This is a genomic window from Dyella subtropica, assembly GCF_026283965.1.
Lineage (GTDB): Bacteria > Pseudomonadota > Gammaproteobacteria > Xanthomonadales > Rhodanobacteraceae > Dyella_D > Dyella_D subtropica.
This window is the reverse complement of the sequence record NZ_JAPDPD010000004.1, coordinates 189,550-208,588: the sequence shown is the minus strand read 5'-3', so window position 1 is coordinate 208,588 and position 19,039 is coordinate 189,550. Positions and strand designations below refer to the sequence as shown.

Genomic DNA, 19,039 nt, shown 5'->3' with positions numbered 1-19,039 from the left:
TCTCTTTCGCCTGTTCACCTCACCGATGCGATTATGGATTGCCCCATTTTCGATTCCATCACCGGATTGCGTCACTGGGCCGCTGTGGCTCCTGAAAGAGCTGCTTTCATCGCTCTAAACAGCCGTATTGAAGAGAGTGGAGAACTCAGCTACGGCAAACTCGACCTTCGTGCACGCGCACTCGCTGCCATTCTGCAAGACCGCGTTGCCCGGGGAGATCGTGCGCTGCTGGTTTATCCGCCTGGGCTGGATTTCATCGTTGCGCTGTTCGCCTGTTTCTATGCCGGCGTAGTCGCCGTGCCTGCGCCAGCTCCGCATACATCGCAAAGCCATCGACCGACGCGGGAACGCTTGAGCGCTATCGCAGTAGCGTGCGAGCCAACACTGCTGCTGACCACCGCAGCGTTGGCCGAGTCGCTGACATCGATAGAGGCGGCGCTCCCCTGCCTCGCTACCGATGGCATTTCCGAAGCCTTCGCGGCGGGCTGGACGGAAGGCCGGCATACCGCAGAGGAACTGGCTTTTTTGCAGTTCACTTCCGGATCGACTGGCGCACCCAAGGGCGTGATGATCAGGCACAGCAATGTGTCCGCCAATCTCGAGGTGCTCAACCGGGTGGTAAAGCTGGGGCCTGATCAACGCATGTTGACGTGGTTGCCCCACTATCACGACATGGGCCTGATCGGGACGATTCTCTATCCAGCCGCGATGGGTAGCACATGCTGGCTGATGGCTCCGGCCACCTTTCTCCAACGCCCTGTTCGCTGGCTGCAGGCCATCTCACGCTATCGGATCGATACCAGTGGTGGCCCGAATTTCGCGTACGAGTACTGCGTGCGGCGAACCACGCCGGAAGAACGCACGGCATTGGACCTGTCTTGCTGGGAGCTGGCATTCAATGGTGCAGAGTCGGTTCGGTCGGGTTCCTTGGACCGCTTCGCCGAGGTATTCGCGCCGCACGGTTTCCGGCACGAAGCTTTTTTCCCCTGCTACGGATTGGCCGAATCGACCTTGATGGCGGCCGCTGGACAGCGCCTCCATGGCCCTCGCCAACGCACAGCCGATTCGACGGCTTTCGCCCATGGCCTGCTCCGCGATGCGCCGGCAGGTGATCTCGGCGTGCCCCTGGTTTCATCGGGATCGCCCCAACCCAAGCACCAGATCGTCATCGCCGATCCGGAGAGCGGACGCCCATTGCCGCCAGGCCATATTGGCGAAGTCTGGCTTTCGGGTCCCAGCGTCACGGAAGGCTACTGGGGTATTGCCGAGCATGGCGCGCACTTCGCGACGTTGCCGGTGGGCGAGACAATCCAACGCTTTCTGCGAACTGGCGATCTGGGCGCCCTGTGGGACGGCGAACTGTATCTGGCCGGCCGGCTCAAGGATCTGATCATCGTCGATGGGCGCAACCATCATCCGGAAGATATCGAGCGCACGCTGGAACAAGCGCACTCCTCATTTCGCCCCGGCGCTTGCGCGGCTTTCTCAGTCGAACTCGATGGCGCCGAACGGCTGATAGTAGCCATCGAATGCGAGCGCAAAGCGGTGCGAACCGAGAGTGTGGTGATCGCCGCACGCGAGGCTATCGCGGTCAATCACGAACTGCCATTGCGTGATCTTGTGTTTCTGCGCTTCGGCGAACTGCCGCGCACCACCAGCGGCAAGGTGCGTCGCCACGCGTGTCGCGAACGGTATATGTCCGGGGCCTTCAATGCCGTCGCGAGATAAGCGCATTCAGGAGCCCTCTTTCGCCCCCCTCCCCGGCGACCGCCGCAACCTTCTCGACTGGATTCTCGCGCGCATCGCGGAGCTGACCGGCCATCCGCTGCATGAGCTGGACGCCGAAGCGCCTTTCGCCTCGCTGGGACTCGGCTCGCTCCACGCATTGGAGCTCAGCGGTCGCCTGGAGGACCGGCTGGGCATCGAGGTCTCTCCGCTGCTGATCTACGAACATCCCACGCCTGCCGCACTTGCTTCGGCCCTGACGGGAGCCGCGGCGCCGGCAACATCCAGCGGATCGAGCCAGACGCGCGTCGTGCCTGCGCAGGAGCCTGTGGCCGTTGTCGGCATGGCCTGTCGTTTTCCGGGCGCGCCGGACCTGAGCGGCTTCGCCGAACTGCTGCACGAGGGGAAGCTGGCTATCCGGCCGGCTCCTTCCAGCCGGCTCGGCGAAGGATGGATGGACACCGATCCCCCGGCCGGCTTTCTCGACGAGATTGACGGATTCGACGAAGGCTTCTTCGGCATCTCGGCACGCGAAGCGGCGGATATGGACCCGCAACAGCGGTTGGCCCTTGAAGTGGCGTGGGAGGCTTTGGAAAACGCCGGCATCGCACCGGCCTCTCTTGCGGGCAGCCGCAGCGGTGTGTGGTTTGGCATCAGCGGCATCGACTATGCCTTGTTGCGCGTCACAAGCGGCGTGCCGGCCGGCGCCTACGTCGCCACCGGCAATGCCCATAGCATCGCCGCCAATCGCCTCTCCTACCTGCTCAACTTGCACGGGCCGAGCGTAGCGGTGGACACGGCCTGCTCGTCCTCGCTGGTGGCGACACATCTGGCGTGTTGCAGCCTGCGGGCGGGCGAGTGCGACCTGGCGCTGGCAGGCGGCGTCAACCTGCTGATGCTGCCCTATATCACCCGCAGCCTGCGCGCCGCCGGGATGATGGCCCCGGACGGTCGCTGCAAAGCGTTCGATGCCGCGGCTGATGGCTATGGTCGCGGCGAGGGCTGCGGCGTGATTGTGCTCAAACGCTTGAGCGATGCCCGCCGCGATGGCGATACGGTGCTGGCACTCTTGCTCGGCTCGGCTGTGATCCAGGACGGCGCGACCAACGGCCTGTCGGCGCCCAGCGGCGAGGCCCAGCGGCGCACGCTTCGCGCCGCACTGGCCGCAGCGGGCGTGCTGCCGGCCGATGTGTCCTATATCGAGGCCCATGGCACCGGTACGCCGCTGGGCGACCCCATCGAATTCAACGCCTTCGCGGATGTGCTCGGCGAGGGACGCAGCGCCGCACAACCCTGTGCGATGGGTGCGGTCAAGGCCAATATTGGGCATCTGGAGGCCGCGGCCGGCATCGCCGGCTTGATCAAGACCCTGCTTGCCCTGACACGCAAGACCCTTCCGCCACAGCCGTTGCTGCAAAACCTCAATCCGGCTTTGCGGCTGGACGAACGGCCATTTGAACGGCCATTTCGCTTCACCGCCGCCGCGGAGCCCTGGACATCGGCGAAGCCCCGGATCGCTGGCGTCAGCTCCTTTGGCTTCGGCGGTACCAATGCGCATGTCGTCGTCGGCGAGCCGGCGGAAGCCTCCTTGCCGGCCAAGGTGCCCCGCCCTCCGCTCCATCTGCTTTGCCTGTCCGCACGTAGCAATCAAGCGCTGAGGGCACAGGCCGAACGCTTCGCTTCCCATTTTATGGCCCATCCGGATCTCGACCCGGCCGAGGTCTGCTTCACCGCCGGCGTCGGGCGCAATCCGTTCGAGCACCGCCTGACGGTCGTGGCGCCCAGCCTTGCCGCGTTCGCCGAGCGGCTCCGCGCATTCGCCGCTGGAACGCTGGCCGAGGGCGTGCGCAGTGGGCACGCCCCGCGCAAGGGCGATCTGGCCATAGAGCAGTGCACCGTGCTGCCCGCCCTGGAGGCCGACACAGACAGCTGGAAAGCGGCGCTCGCCCAGCTTGCGGAGCACGTCCTGCTTGGCGGCATGCCGGATTGGCAAAGCCTTTATCCGCAGTGTCGGCGCGTTCCGTTGCCGACCTATCCCTTCGAACGGCGCAGGCATTGGATCACCATGAACCCGACTGAGACGTCTTCCAGCCTCATCGCGCCCGCTGGCAACAACCGCGCCGCCGCCATCACGGAGCGCCTTCGTTCGGCCCTGGCCAAATGGCTGGGGACGACGTCGGATCGCTTCGATCCCTCGACGCCGTTCCTCGAGCTGGGCGCGGACTCCATCGTCCTGATGGAAGCGATCAACCTCATTCGCGATCTCTACGGCGTCCAACTGTCCATCCGCGAAATCTTCGAGGACTACGGCAATTTGAACGCGATCGTGGCGCATATCGATCGCATTCTCCCAACGGAGCATCCGCCAGCACCCGCGAACCTCGCAGCCCCGGCTCCTGCGTCCGCTTCCATGACGATCCCCGCTGGCGAAAACTCCGCACCGTTGGCGCAGTTATTCCAGCGGCAACTGGACGTGATGGCGGAACAGCTTGCCGTGCTGCGCGGCGCGGCGGCGACACATGCCTCGCCACCACCGGCGATACACGCCACGGCACCATCGGCGTCTGTTGCCCAACCCTCTGCGATCGCGGCGATCGACACCAGTGCGCGCCCCGCTTCGGCCTTGCCGGCGTTTCGTGTGAAAGACCGCAGCCTCGGTCACTTCACCACGGAACAGCGCGCGTGGATCGCCGATTTCACGGCCCGCTACAACGCCCGCACCGCCGGATCGAAGGCGCTCGCCCAGCGCTTTCGCCCATCTCTCGCCGACAATCGCGTGGTGGCCGGACTCAGGCTGGCTACCAAGGAACTGCTCTACCCGATTGCCGCAGAGCGTTCGGCAGGTTCGCGTTTCTGGGACGTAGACGGCCATGAATACGTCGATCTGACGATGGGATTTGGCGTCAATCTGTTCGGCCACAATCCGGCATTCATCCGTCGTGCCATCGAAGCGCAGATCGCCGAAGGGACGCAAATCGGGCCGCAGTCGCCACTCGCCGGACGCGTCGCCGAGGCGCTTTGCGCCCTTACCGGCAAGGAGCGGGCCTGCTTCGTCAATTCCGGCACCGAGGCGGTGATGACCGCTCTGCGCATCGTGCGCGCCGCCACCGGGCGTTCCAGGATCGTGCTGTTCTCAGGGTCTTACCACGGCACCTTCGATGGCGTGCTTGCGCGTGCGTCCGCGCTGGGCGGCGACGCGCCGGTGCCGCTCTCTCCCGGTGTGCTGGCGGGCATGATCGGCGATGTGATCGTTCTCGATTATGGCGACCCCAAAGCGCTGACCTGGGTCGCCGAACACCTGGACGAATTGGCGGGTGTTCTGGTGGAACCCGTGCAGAGTCGTTCGCCGGAATTGCAACCCCGCGAGTTTGTCCGCGAGCTGCATCGGCTGACCCGCGGCAGCGGTGTCGTGCTGATTTTCGACGAGGTTCTCACCGGCTTTCGCAATCATCCGCGCGGCGCGCAAGCCTGGTTTGGCGTGGACGCCGACATCGCCACCTACGGCAAGATCCTCGGCGGCGGCCTGCCGATCGGTGTGGTCGCGGGACGCGCCGACATCATGGATTTCGTCGACGGCGGCCAATGGTCCTTTGGCGACGACAGCCTTCCGCGCGACATCGAGACCGCATTTTTCAGCGGCACGTTCTGCAAGCATCCACTGTCCATGGCGGCCGCCGTGGCCGTGTTGGATGAAATGAAGCGGCAAGGCCCCGCGTTGCAGGAAAACCTCAATCGCAAAACCGATCTGCTGGCCACGCGATTGAACAGCCTCTTCGACAGCTATCAATTGCCGATCCGTATGGTGCATTTCGGATCGCTGTTCCGCTTCCGATACCCCGGCGATCTGGATCTGCTTTATTTCCAGCTCATTTATCGCGGCATCTATATCTGGGAAGCGCGCAATTGCTTTCTTTCGGTTGCGCACACGGATGAAGACCTCGATCGGATCCACGATGCGTTCCGCGACTCCATCGATGAGTTGCGCAGCGTAGGACTGATCGGTGCCACCGCTACCACGGTGCCCGCCAGTCTGCCGCGGCCCGCCATGGCCGCTGCGGCGTCCGGCGACGCATTTCCGACCACGGAAAGCCAGCGGCAACTCTGGCTGCTCGCGCAGATGGGAGACGAAGCCTCGGTCGCGTACAACGAGGGCCTGGTCATTGAACTCAAGGGCCGGCTGCGCATCCCCCAGCTGGAAACGGCGCTGCAACAGCTATTCGCGCGCCATGAGGCCCTGCGTACGGCGCTGTCGCCCGATGGCCTGACTCAAACCACTGCGGGTGACATGGCGAGTTTTGCGCTGTCGTCCGTCGACCTGCGCAGCCACGGCGGCGAAGCGGAAGCGCGTGCACGCACCTGGGTGGCGCAAGCGCAACGCGAGCGCTTCGATCTTGCGTGCGCACCCTTGCTTCGTGTCACCGTCCTGACGCTGGAAGACGAGGTTCACTGGCTGGTGCTGATGGTCCATCACATCATGGTGGATGGCTGGTCCCTGGGCGTGATGGTGAGCGAGATCGCGGTCTTGTACACCGCCGCCTGCGGTGCGGCGGCAGCAGCGCTACAGCCCGCTGCCTCTTATCGCGACTACCTGCGCGACGAAGTCGATTACCTGGCTGGCCCATCCTTCGCCAGCGCAGAAAACTATTGGCGACATGTCTTCGCTGATGGCGCTCCCGAGCCCGTACTGCTCACGGTGAGCAAGGGCGAGGATGCCGCCGCGCCTGCACCCTCCGGCCGATGCAGCTTGTGGATCGACAAGGAACTGCACGAAGCCGTTGCACATCTCGGTCGGCAGCAAGGATGCAGCTTGTTCATGCTGCTTTATGCCGCCTACGCGCTGTTGCTGCACCGGCTCTCCGGGCAGGCGGATCTGACGGTGGGGGTTCCCGTCTCGGTACGCTCCGGTCCCGATGCCCAGCGACTGGTCGGGCATTGCACCAACATGCTCCCGGTGCGTAGCCGCTATGCCGCTGCCCTGCGCCTGACCGATTTTCTGAAAGCGGCGCGGCGACAGTTGCTCGACGGTTTCGAGCATGCGCGCTTTCCGTTCGCGGCGATCGTGCGTGCGGTGAATCCGCCGCGCCGGCAAGGTCGGCAGCCCCTGGTCAACGTGTCGTTCAACCTGGAAAGGCGCATCGATCCGCCAGTGATGGACGGCCTGGTTCTGACACCGCTCACCACGCCAGTCAGCGTTGCCAAGCTCGATTTGCATCTGAACGTCACCGACATCGACGGCGCCTTGCGTCTCGATCTCGACTACGACGCGCTGCTCTTCGATGACTGCTTGGCACAGCACCTGCTGCGTTCATACCAAGCGTTGCTGCATGGAATCGTCGCGGCACCTGATACGAGCCTGGCAGCGCTTCCACTGCTCGACAGCACGACGTGGCAGCGGCAAGTCGTTGCATTGAATCGCACCGAGGCAACGTTTCCCGCGGATGAACCGCTGCATCGTTTGATCGAGCGGCAAGCCGCATCGACGCCCGCGGCAGACGCGGTGCTGTCATCGAACGAAACGCTGTCTTTCCAATGCCTGGATCGCCGCGCCAATCACCTCGCCGGCAAGCTGGTGGCGATGGGTGTAGGGCCTGAATGCCGCGTCGCTGTCTGCCTGGGCCGCCAGCCTGATCTCATCGTGGCATTGCTCGCCGTGCTCAAGGCCGGCGGCGCCTTCGTGCCGCTCGACCCGCTCGATCCGCCAGCGCGCCGCGCCGAACTCGTGAGCGACGCCGGTGCACTGGTCGTCGTCACCACACGGCCGCTCGCTGCCGCCTTCACCGCCGTGCCGGTGAGACTGCTGTGTCTGCAAGACGAAAAGCAGGAAGCGGAGGCGCCGCCGCTGGTGGCGGTTTCGCCGGACAACCTCGCCTACGTCATCTACACCTCCGGTTCCACGGGACGGCCCAAGGGCGTGATGGTGCCGCACCGCGGGCTGGTCAATTACCTGCATTGGGCAGCGGATTATTACCGTGTCGATCAGGGACACGGCGCGGCATTGCACTCCTCGGTCGCGTTCGACCTCACGGTGACGACGCTTTTCGTCCCCTTGCTCGCCGGTCGATCCATCGCACTGACACCGGCCGAACAGCAGGGCGTGGAGGCTCTCTACGGCAGCTTCGAACTCGGCGGCGGTTTCAGTTTCCTCAAACTGACCCCCGCGCATCTGGAGCTATTGGCTGCGGAACCGCCTGCATCGGGCCTGGCAGGGCAAACCCATGCCTTGATTGTCGGCGGCGATCAGTTGTTGAACCGCGCCGTGGCGCGCTGGCGCAGCGGCGCTCCCGGCACCCGCATCATCAACGAGTACGGCCCCACCGAAACGGTGGTCGGATGCAGCGTCTACGAAATCGCTGGGGATGATCCTTTCGATGGTGCGGTTCCCATCGGCAAGCCCATTGCCAATATGCAGCTCTACGTCCTCGATCAGGCCATGCAGCCCGTGCCGCCTGGCGTGGTCGGCGAGCTGTACGTCGGCGGGATCGGTGTGGCGCGCGGCTATCTCAACCGTCCGGCGGCCACGGCGGAACGCTTCGTTCCCGATCCATTTTCTTGTCGACCAGGCAGCCGCCTGTACCGCACCGGCGATCGGGTGCGGCAAAGGGCGGACGACTCATGGGTGTACGTGGGGCGCGTCGACCACCAGGTCAAAGTACGCGGACATCGGATCGAACCCGCCGAAGTCGAGGCGGCGCTGGTTGCCCATGCCGAGGTGGCACAAGCGGTGGTCACCGTCCGCGGCGAAGACAGCGCACGCGAATTGGTCGCCTACGTGGTGCCGGCGAATCCCGCAGGTGTCGACGTAGACGTGCTGCGCCGGCATCTGGAACAACGCCTGCCGCCGGCATGGATACCCGCTGCCGTGGTCTTGCTGGCCGCGCTGCCGCTGACGCGCAACGGCAAAGTAGACCGCGCGCTGTTGCCGCTTCCCGGGCCGGGCAAGGACGCGCTCGCGGCGGGCGCAGACGAGCAGGCCATGCCGTTCGATACCGTCGAACGCGTAAGCGAGGCATGGCGCAAGGTTCTGGGCAGAACGGCGGCACCGAATGACAATTTCTTCGACGTGGGCGGCCACTCGCTGCAACTGCCCGCCTTGCGCAATCAGCTGTCGGCGGCATTCGACTGCCCTGTCTCGCTGCTCGACCTGTTTCGGCATCCGACGATTGCGGCGCAGGCACGCCATTTCGCCGCGGCGCGTCCGGCCCGGCCGCCAGCGCCCACGGCTGCGTCCCGTCCGGGCGGACAGGACATCGCCATCATCGGCATGGCCTGCCGCGTGCCGGGTGCCGCGAACCTGGATGCATTCCGCAGCAATCTCGAAAGCGGGCGGGTCAGCGTCACTGAGTTGGATCCGGTCCGTTTGCGTGCAGGGGGTGTGGATGAGGATCGGCTGCGCGATCCGCACTATGTGAAGCGGGTGGGTCTGCTCGACGGCGTGGAAGGGTTCGATGCGGAGTTTTTCGGTTTCACCCCGAGCGATGCGGCGCTGACCGATCCGCAACACCGTCTGCTGCTCGAATGCGCGTGGGAGTCCTTGGAAAACGCCGGTATCGATCCGGACCGCTGCGGGCGGCCGGTCGGTGTTTTCGCCGGGAGCGCCTTGAACACCTATCTGCTGTTCAACGTGCTCAAGAGCCGGCAAACCCTCGCCGATGCCGACGCACGTTCCGTGGCTCTCGCCAATGACAAGGATTTCCTCGCGACACGAGTGTCGTACAAGCTCAATCTGCACGGCCCCAGTTTGACCGTGCAGACCGCTTGTTCGACCTCGCTGGTAGCCGTGCACATGGCCTCCCGCAGCCTGCGCGATGGCGAATGCGATATGGCCCTGGCCGGTGGCGTGGCCCTGCGCCTGCCACAGGAAGCCGGAACGCTGTGGCAGGAGGGCGGCATCGAATCACCGGACGGCCACTGCCGCGCCTTTGACGCCGAGGCCGCGGGCACCGTGTTCGGCAACGGCGTCGGGGTCGTGGTGCTGAAGCGGCTGGCCGACGCGCTCGCCGACGGTGACACCGTTTATGCGGTGATCAAGGGGTCTGCGATCAACAACGACGGCGCGGCCAAGCTCGGCTTTACCGCGCCAGCGGTCGAAGGCCAGGCGGCCGTGATCGAGGCCGCCTTGCGCGATAGCGGTCTCGCCGGCAGCGACATTGGCTATGTCGAAGCCCATGGCACGGGCACCCAGCTCGGCGATCGCGTAGAGCTGGAGGCCCTGCGGACCGCCCTCGGCGAAAGCGGCACGCCCTGTGCCATTGGCTCGGTGAAAGCCAATATCGGCCATCTCGATACGGCTGCGGGCGTGGTCGGCCTGATCAAGACGGCGCTGATCCTGTCCAGTGGCCGCCTGCCGCCGCAACCGGAATTCCGCACGCCGCATCCGGACAGCGGACTGAACCGTGGGCGCTTCTTCATCTGCCCCCAGGCGCAGACATGGAACAGCGAGACAACGCGCCGCGCCGCGGTCAGCTCCTTTGGCATCGGCGGCACCAATGCTCATGTGGTACTGGAAGAGCCCCCGGCGGTGTCGGCCGCACGGGACGAGCGTCCCGCTCACCTGCTGCTGCTCTCCGCCCGTTCCGCGGAGGCGCTCGACACCGCCTCCGGCCGACTGGCCCAGTACCTGGAACAGCGCGCCGATACGCAGCCGGCGGATGTCGCCTACACGCTGCTGTCCGGCCGGCGCCGGTTCGCCCACCGACAGGCGCTGGTTTGTACCGGCACAGCGGATGCTGTAGCGGCCTTGCGCAACCGGGATCGCCAATGGCATCGGACCGATGACTGCGCCGAGCGCCGAGTGGCCTTTCTGTTCCCGGGTCAGGGTTCGCAACTGCCGGGCATGGGACGCGCGCTGTATGCCGCCGAGCCGGTCTTCCGCGACACCTTCGCCGCCTGCGCCGAGGCGTTGCGGCCTGAGTGGGGGCAGGATCTGCGCGATGTGCTGTTCCAGGGCGAGCGGGACGATGCGGCGGCGATGAGCCGCTTGAGCGATACCGCCATCGCCCAACCCGCGCTATTCGCTTTCGAGTATTCGTTGGCCCGCCTCTGGATGAGCTGGGGGCTCGCCCCCGCCGCCATGATCGGCCACAGCATCGGTGAATACGTGGCGGCCTGCCTGGCTGGCGTCTTTTCGCTCGAAGACGGCTTGAAGCTGGTCGCCGCACGCGGCCGGCTGATGGCGACCGCGCCGGCCGGCGCCATGTTGGCCGTAGCGATGGAAGAAGCCGCCCTGCGCGCACGCCTGTCGCCAGGGGTGGATGTCGCGGCGGTCAACGGGCCGGGCCAATGCGTCGTCGCCGGTACTCGCGAGGCCATCCGGAAGCTGGCCGAGGTGCTGACCGCGGATGGCGTCATCACCAAGCACCTGGCTACCTCGCACGCCTTCCATTGCGCACTGATGGATCCCATCCTGGCGCCCTTCCGCGCCGTGGTCGCATCGATCCCGTTGCACGCACCGAGCTTGCGCTACCTCTCCAACCTGAGCGGGGACTGGATCAGTGCCAGCGCAGCGACCTCAGTCGACTATTGGGTGGAGCATGTACGGCAGACCGTTCGCTTCGACGCCGGTCTGACCCGGCTCCAGCAAGACGTCCGTTCGACCGCCCTGCTGGAGGTCGGCCCGGGAACCGCCCTGTCCGCACTGGCACGGCGCCGCCTGGGTGCCGACGCCGTTGTGGTCAGCAGCCTTGAGCGGCCCGGAACCGACGAGCCGGCGCAAGTGCTGGGCGCCTGCGGCAGGCTGTGGGTGGCCGGCGTCACGCTCGACGCGGCCGGCATTAACGGCGGACGCGGGCGCCGCATCGCGCTACCCACCTACCCCTTCCAGCGGCGGCGCCATTGGATCGACCCGGATGAGCCGGCTATGCCAGTCCAGCGCGCTGCCTGGCAACCGATGCAACCGGTGTGGCGGGCGCTTTCGCTGCCGGCGGCGGCGCCAGCAAAAACGCAGCGCTGGCTGATCCTGGGCGAGGATGCCCTGGCCCGCGCACTGGCCAGCCACATCGCCGACCTGCCCGGGCAGACTGCGATCGAGGCCCAAACCGGCGTCGAGGTGGCCGGCGCCGAAGTGGATCGCGTGGTGGATCTGCGCGGGGACGCTGCCGCCTTGCTGGTCACGATGAGAGAGCTGGCCGGCAGGCAGGGACCCGTCCATCTCGACGTGGTTACCCGCGGCGCGGAAAAACTGCTTCCGACGGATCGGCCGGAACCGGCAGCGGCGGCGGTCGCCGGCATGGCCCTGGTCTTGCCGCAAGAGCTGCCGTGGCTGTCGCGCCGCCATATCGACCTGCCCGCCACGGAGGCGTCCACCGCCGAGGCGGGCGCGTTGCCGCCGTGGTTCCACCGCCTGGTGGCCGTGCTGCTCGCAGAGACCGCGTCGACGGAACTCGCGCTGCGCCCGGATGGATGCCATGAACTGGCCTTCCAGCCCTGGACCGCCACCGAAGAGGAATCGCTGCTGCGTACCGGCGGGGTTTATCTGATCACCGGTGGCTTCGGGCGGATCGGCTTGCGTCTGGCCGAAGAGCTGGCGGATGGCGTGCAGGCACGCCTGATCCTGCTCGGCCGCCAGCCGCCACAGAACGAGGCGCGAGCAAGGCTCGCCGCCTTGACGGCCCGTGGTGTCCAGGTGGAATGCGTGATCGGCGATGCCGCCGAAAGTGCGGTGATACAGGAAGCATTCCACCGCGCCGAACGGTGCTTCGGCCCCGTGGACGGGGTTTTCCACTGCGCCGGCATCACGGGCACGGCGTCCCTCACCCTGCTTGCCGACACCGACAGCGAGGTCATGGACCGGCATGCCCGTCCGAAGCTGGAGGGGCTGCGCGCCGTCGCGGACGCGGGCCGGGCGCCCCGCTTCGTGCTGGTGTTCTCTTCCTTGGCGAGCACCCTCGGCGGCGCCGGATTCGCCGCCTACGCAGCCGCCAACCGGGCCGCCGGCGCACTGGCGCAAGCACTGGACCAGACGGCGGGCACGCGCTGGATCACGCTGGACTGGGATGCCTGGGCATTCCCCGGCGAACCGCTAACGGGCGGCGGCAAGGGACTCTCTACCGCAACGGGCATGGTCGCCTTGCGTTCTGTTCTGCGGCGCGGGGCCCCCAGTCGTCTCGCCATCGTGTCCGGCACGGCGGAAGACTTCGAGTCCCGCCGAAGGCAGTGGGCCGCGCCACGCCTGGGCGACATCCATCCCTACGCGTCCAGCCCCGCCATTTCCCGTCGCGAAAGCACCCTGGATGCCGTGATCGAGGTGTGGCGCCGGGTGCTGGGTATCGAAGCCGTCCATCCCGACTCCCATTTCATCGAACTCGGCGGTGACTCGCTCGCTGCGTTGCGCGTGGCCGCCTTGCTGCGCGAGAGCCTGGGCGTGCATCTTCCGCTGGCGCAATTGCTGACCAGCCCGAGCCCTGCGGCGCTGGCGCAGATGCTGGAAGCCGAACGGTCCAAGCCATCGGCGCCGGCCTTTGCGCCCGTGCCGCGCGACCAGCCCTTGCCGCTCTCGTTTGCCCAGCTTCGCCTCTGGGCGCTGGAGCAGATCGAGCCGCTCAGCACCGCCTTCGTCCTGGTGAACGCTCTGGACTTGCACGGACCGCTCGACACCGGTGCGCTGAATGCTGCGTTCGCCGCGATCTCGCAACGTCACGAAGTCCTGCGCACGGTGATCGAGGTGACGAACGGAACGCCGTCCCAGCGCGCCGTCATCACCGATCCGCCATCCCTTCCGCTGTTTGATCTCCGCGCCGTGCCACCGGCGAAGCGTGCAGAGCGTGCGCGCGGCCTTGCCCTGGAGCTGGCCGGCCGCCCCTTCGATCTCGAACACGATGCCCCGTGGCGGACAAGCTTGCTCCACCTCGACGACGATCATCATTGGCTGATCATCACGATGCACCACATCGTCGCCGACGGCTGGTCCACGGCCATTTTCACCCGCGAGTTGGGCGAGCTCTACGCCGCCGCCCTCACCGGACAGACAGCCACCCTGCCCGCTTTGCCTCTGCAATACGCCGACCTCGCCGTTCATCAGCGCCGCCTGCTGGACCAACAGGCGGGGCAGACGCTCGCCGCCTATTGGCGTGAACGACTGCAAGGAGCGCCGCCGGAACTGGACCTGGCGCCAGCTCGGCCGCGCACTCGACCGGCGACCAGCTCGGCGGTGCTACCACTCGCGCAGCCCCTGAATGCGCGGATCGCGGCATGCGCGCAACGGGAAGGCGTCACCCCCTTCATCGTCCTGTTGGCCGGGTTTGCTTTGCTGCTGCGGGAACTCAGCGGCGCCAGCGATCTGGTCATCGGTACGGATGTGGCGGGGCGCGAGCTGCCGGAAAGCAAGGACCTGATCGGTTTCTTCATCAATTCGCTGCCGCTGCGCTGCGATCTCTCGGGCGAGCCCGATGTCCACGCGCTGCTGCAACGGATCGCGGCTGCGATCCGACAGGATCTCGCCCATCAGCAACTGCCCTTCGAACAACTGGTCGCGGCCGTGAAACCTCCGCGCCATGCCTACCGGCCGCCGCTCTTCCAGGTGAAGCTGGTGCTGCAAAACGTGCCGCCGCCCGTGCTTGAGCTTCCCGGCCTGGAGGTGCGGCCGGTTGCCCTCGATCGCGGCACCGACCATCTCGATCTGGTGCTCAATCTGAACTTGAGCGATGCCGGCCTGGACGGCCTGTGGGAATACGACCCCAGCCGCTTCGAGCAAGGCCAGATCCGCACCTGGCAAGACCGCTATGCCGCCTTGCTGGAAACGCTGGTCACCGGCCCCGGCGGTGGCATGTCGGCGATCTCCGTGCCCGCGAATCGTCCTCTTTCCGTGGTCGACACCCCCGATTGCTGCGGCGCAGGATCGGTGCCGGACCTGCCGCTGCACGCCCTGGTCGAGCGGCACGCGTTGGCGCGGCCCGCGAGCCTGGCCGTGATCTGCCGCGAGCGCCACCTCGATTACGCCACGCTCGACCAGCTTGCCGGCCGTGTGGCCGCCCGGCTGCGCGCCATGGGCATGGCGACCGGGGACGTGGTGGGGGTCTGCTCCGATGACGGCGTGGACATGGTGGTGGCCATCCTCGGGGTGCTGAAGGCGGGCGCGGCGTACCTGCCGCTCGACCCCGCCTACCCGGCCGCCCGCCTCGCCTTGATGGTGGAAGACAGCGGTGCCCGCATCGTGATCGGTGCGCGGTACATGCTGGACGACCTGCTCGCCCATCTCGGCGTGACCGCGCTGGCGCTGGAAGACGCTTGTCTTTGCGCGGACGCTGTAGTCCTGGCGCCGCTCAACCTCGATACGCCGGCCTATGTACTTTTCACCTCGGGTTCGAGCGGACGCCCCAAGGGCGTAGCCATCACCCACCGCAACGCCGTCCACTCCACCCAAGCGAGGCTCGCGGTGTATGGCGAAGAGCCGCCCGTTTTCCTCCTGCTCTCGCCCTTTTCCTTCGATAGTTCGGTGGCCGGGCTGTTCTGGACTTTGTCCACCGGCGGCACCCTGGTGATCGCCGATGCCGTCGCGCGGACGGATATCGCCAGCCTCTCGGCACTGATGGACCACCATGGCGTAACGCACCTGCTGGCGCTTCCGTCGCTTTACGCGCTGTTGCTGGAGCATGCGTCGCGCTCGGCCCTGGCACGATTGCGGGTTGCGGTGGTTGCCGGGGAAACCTGCCCATCCGAGTTGCCGGCACACCATCGAGCCGCCGCGGGCGGCAGGCTTTTCAACGAATACGGCCCGACCGAAGCGACCGTCTGGTGCAGCGTGCACGACGCCACAGCGCACCAGGGTCCCGCGCCTACACCCATCGGCCGCCCGATTCCCGGTGCCGCCCTGCATGTGCTGGACCGGCATCTGCGGCCGGTTGCGCCGGGAGCCGAGGGCGAGCTGTACGTCGGCGGGCCCGGCGTCGGGCGCGGTTATGTGGGGCAGCCCGCGCAAACGGCGGCCTCTTTCTTGCCGGACCCTTTCAGCGCCGTGCCCGGAGCCCGGCTATACCGCACGGGCGACCGGGCCAAGCATGCGCCGGACGGCACGCTCGTCTTCCTCGGCCGCATCGATGCCATGGTGAAGATTCGCGGCCATCGCGTCGAGCCGGGCGAGATCGAGGCGATGCTGGCTGGCCATCCGGCGATCGCCGCCTGCGCCGTGGTGACGCGCGGCGCGACGGACGCCGAACGGCGTCTCGTCGCATTCGCCGTGCCCAGGGCCGGCATGACCGTCGATCCGGCCGAGGTCCAGGCGTACCTGGGTGAGCGCTTGCCCGCGGCGTTGATCCCTGCCTCGTTCCGCGTGCTCCCTGTTCTGCCCCAGTTGCCGAACGGGAAGGTGGATCGCCTCGCACTGGCGGAACCGCCGGAAGCCGGCGCGGCAACGCCGGACTCGCACGCAGTCATTCGCTCGGCCGCCGAGCAAACATTGGCAGCTATCTGGGCCGAGGTGCTGCGCATCGATCCGCCCGGCAGCCAGGCCAACTTTTTCGAATCGGGCGGCGATTCCATCCTAGCCATCCAGATCGCTGCACGCGCCCAGCGGGCCGGGCTATCGATCCGCGCACGGACCTTGCTCGATCACCCCGTGTTGGCCGATCTTGCCGCCATCGCCGGGACCCCGCGTCCCTCCGTCCCGGCGGAAGCGGGGCGGGTCGTGGGGGCGGCGCCGCTCACGCCGATCCAGCACTGGTTCCTCGATGACGATCCGGTCGATCCCGGCCACTTCCTCCAGGCAGTGCTGCTGACGCTCGACACACCGGTGGACAGCGCGGTGCTGCATGCCGCGACGGCCCGCCTGCTCGAACATCACGACGCCTTGCGCCATCGCTTCCGCAAGGGCGCGCAAGGCTGGGAACAGATCGCCCTGGAGCAGGTCGCCCTGGATCTGGATGATGAAGCACCCTCGTTCCGAGACATCGATCTGGCGGCCATCCCGCATCACGAACAGGCGGAGGCCCTGCGTCGCGCGATCGACGAGGCGATCGCCCTCGACCCTCTCGCGGGGCCGGTGCTGATCGCGCGGCGCTACCGGCTGGGCGGAGCGGAACCCGACCGTTTGCTGCTGGCTGCACACCATCTGGTCGTCGATGGCGTGTCCTGGCGCATCCTGCTGGAGGACCTGGCCACCCTGCTGGACGGACTCAGCGCCGGACGATCTGTCGCCTTGCCGGCCAAGACAGTGGCATTTCGCGACTGGGCCCGCCTGACCGCCGCCCGCAGCGACTCGACCGTACTCGCCAAGGAGGCGGAATGGTGGCTGAGCCGCGCCTGGCAGCGCGCGATCCGGCTGGCCTCCCCGCCTGCCGGGGAGACCCTGGCGGACCTCGGCATGCTCACCGTGGAGTTGTCACGCGACGAATCCGCCGTCCTGCTGAACACCCTGCCCTGGACTCATCGTGCAAGCGTCGAGGAAATCCTGCTGGCCGTGCTGGCCCGCGCGGTGGCCCAGCAGGCCGAGGGCGAAGCTTTGGTGGTGGAGCTGGAGCACCACGGCCGCGATGGCGCGGACGACGAGCTGGATGTCAGCCGCACGGTCGGCTGGTTCACCTGCCAGTTTCCCGTGCTGCTGGAACTGCCGCGCGAAGGCGATCCGGAACGCTGGGTGGCTGCCGTCAAAGGGCTGCGGCGCAGCGTGCCGCGCAACGGTTTTGGCTTTCTATCGCTGTGCCAGGGCGCGGCCGGGCCGGCCATCCGCGAGGCTTTGCGGGACATCCCGATTGCCGACGTCCTGTTCAACTACCTCGGCCGTTTCGATGCGCCGCCTTCCACTCTCGGCATCCGGGCAGCGAAGGAAGCACCGCCGCCCGAGCGTAGCCCCCGCGCCCCGCTGCGCTGGCCGCTGGAGATCACCGTGCAAGTGGTCGACGGTCGTGTCCAGATGGACTGGCGGCATGCCGCGCAGCGCTTGCCGCCAGGCGCGGTGGAAGGATTGGCGGAGCGTTTCACGGCCGTGCTGCGCAGCATGATCGCCCCGCTCACCGGGCGGCACGCTGCAACGGTTGGGTCTCCCGTCGTGGCGACGTACCCGCTGGCACCGATGCAGTACGGCATCCTGGTCGAATCACTGCGCAGGCGCGATGCCACCGCCTACGTGCAGCAGGTGACGGGACGGCTGGACGGCCCGCTCGATGTGGATGGGTTTGTCGCCGCCTGGCGCATTGTGGTCGCTCGCCATGAGGCCCTGCGCTCGCGCTTCAGCTGGGAAGGCCCCGCCGGACCGCTGCAGCTGGTGATGCCCGAGGCCGATTTGCCAGTCATCACACGGGACTTGAGCGATCTCGTCGACGAGGAGCGGCAGCTGGAGGCGGCTACCGTGCTGGCGGAGGACCGCACCAGCGGCTTTGATCTGCGGAACGGGCCACTGCTGCGTTTGACACTGCTGCGCATGGATCGCGAGACCTGGCGCTTCGCGGTCTCCCATCACCATCTGATACTGGACGGCTGGTCGCTGGCGATCGCCGTGCGCGAAGTGTTGGCGATCTATCAGGCCGGCCTCGAAGGCCATGAGGCGCGCCTGGACCCGCCGCCCTTGCTGCGCAGCTATGTCGAGTGGCTGGAACAGCAGGACGCAGCACGCTCCGAGACCTACTGGCGCCACGCCCTGGCTGGTTATGAGGTCGATAGCCCACTGCTGGGCGACGAAGGCGATGGCACCGGTTTTCACGATGCCGAGGCCCAGCTTTCGACCACGGCAACCGCAGCGCTGGATGCGCTGGCCCGCGCGCTGGGCGTCACCCCCAACACCCTGGTGCAGGGCGCGTGGGCGCTGAGCCTGGCCGCGCGTACCGGATCCGACGACGTCGTGTTCGGCGCCACCGTGGCCGGACGTCCGGCGGAATTGCCGCACATCGAAGACATGCTCGGGCTCTTTATCAACGTATTGCCGGTGCGCGTCCGGCTGCCGGACGAACTCGCCGTCCGCGACTGGCTGCCCACCCTGCAAACCGCCTTCAACGAAGCACGCAGTCACGAAACCACGCCACTGGCCCATATCCAGGCCTGGGCCGGCGGATCGCTGTTCGACAGCGTGCTGGTCTACGAGAACTACCCGGTGCCGGGGTCACTGGAAACACCGCCGGGCGGCTTGAGGATCAGTGAACTGGACACAGTCGAACGCAGCGACCGCGCCATCGTGGTGATGGCGGTGCCGGGGCCGCAACTGCGCCTGCGCCTGACCCACGATCGCAGCCGCATCGGCCGGCAGGCAGCGGAGCAACTGTTGTCGGAATTCATCCGCATGCTCGAAAGCCTGCCATCCCAGATCGACAGCCCGCTTGAAACGCTACTGGTGCCGGAGGGCGGCGCCTTGCCGGCCTTTATGACCGAGCGCTTCAACGAGACCCTGTGAACG

At 66.9% G+C, this 19,039-nt stretch carries 2 protein-coding genes; both read left to right on the top strand.

Translation table 11 applies throughout. The annotated features are described in order from the left end of the window. Nucleotides 1–33: 33 nt before the first annotated feature. The gene (locus tag OUZ45_RS05245; protein ID WP_266168882.1) at nucleotides 34–1,728 is read left to right on the top strand and encodes a fatty acyl-AMP ligase; all 1,695 of its coding nucleotides are present in this window, start codon (nucleotides 34–36) and stop codon (nucleotides 1,726–1,728) included. After that, nucleotides 1,712–19,036: a non-ribosomal peptide synthetase/type I polyketide synthase gene (locus OUZ45_RS05240; RefSeq protein WP_266168881.1), complete on the top strand. Its 17,325-nt coding sequence runs from the start codon at nucleotides 1,712–1,714 to the stop codon at nucleotides 19,034–19,036. The genes OUZ45_RS05245 and OUZ45_RS05240 overlap by 17 nt, the downstream gene beginning before the upstream one ends. The last annotated feature ends 3 nt before the right edge of the window (nucleotides 19,037–19,039 follow it).

Bases quoted from the DNA above. Each gene is read 5' to 3' on its own strand.
- OUZ45_RS05245 (WP_266168882.1), top strand. From the start codon at position 34: ATGGATTGCCCCATTTTCGATTCCATCACCGGATTGCGTCACTGGGCC.
- OUZ45_RS05240 (WP_266168881.1), top strand. From the start codon at position 1,712: ATGCCGTCGCGAGATAAGCGCATTCAGGAGCCCTCTTTCGCCCCCCTC.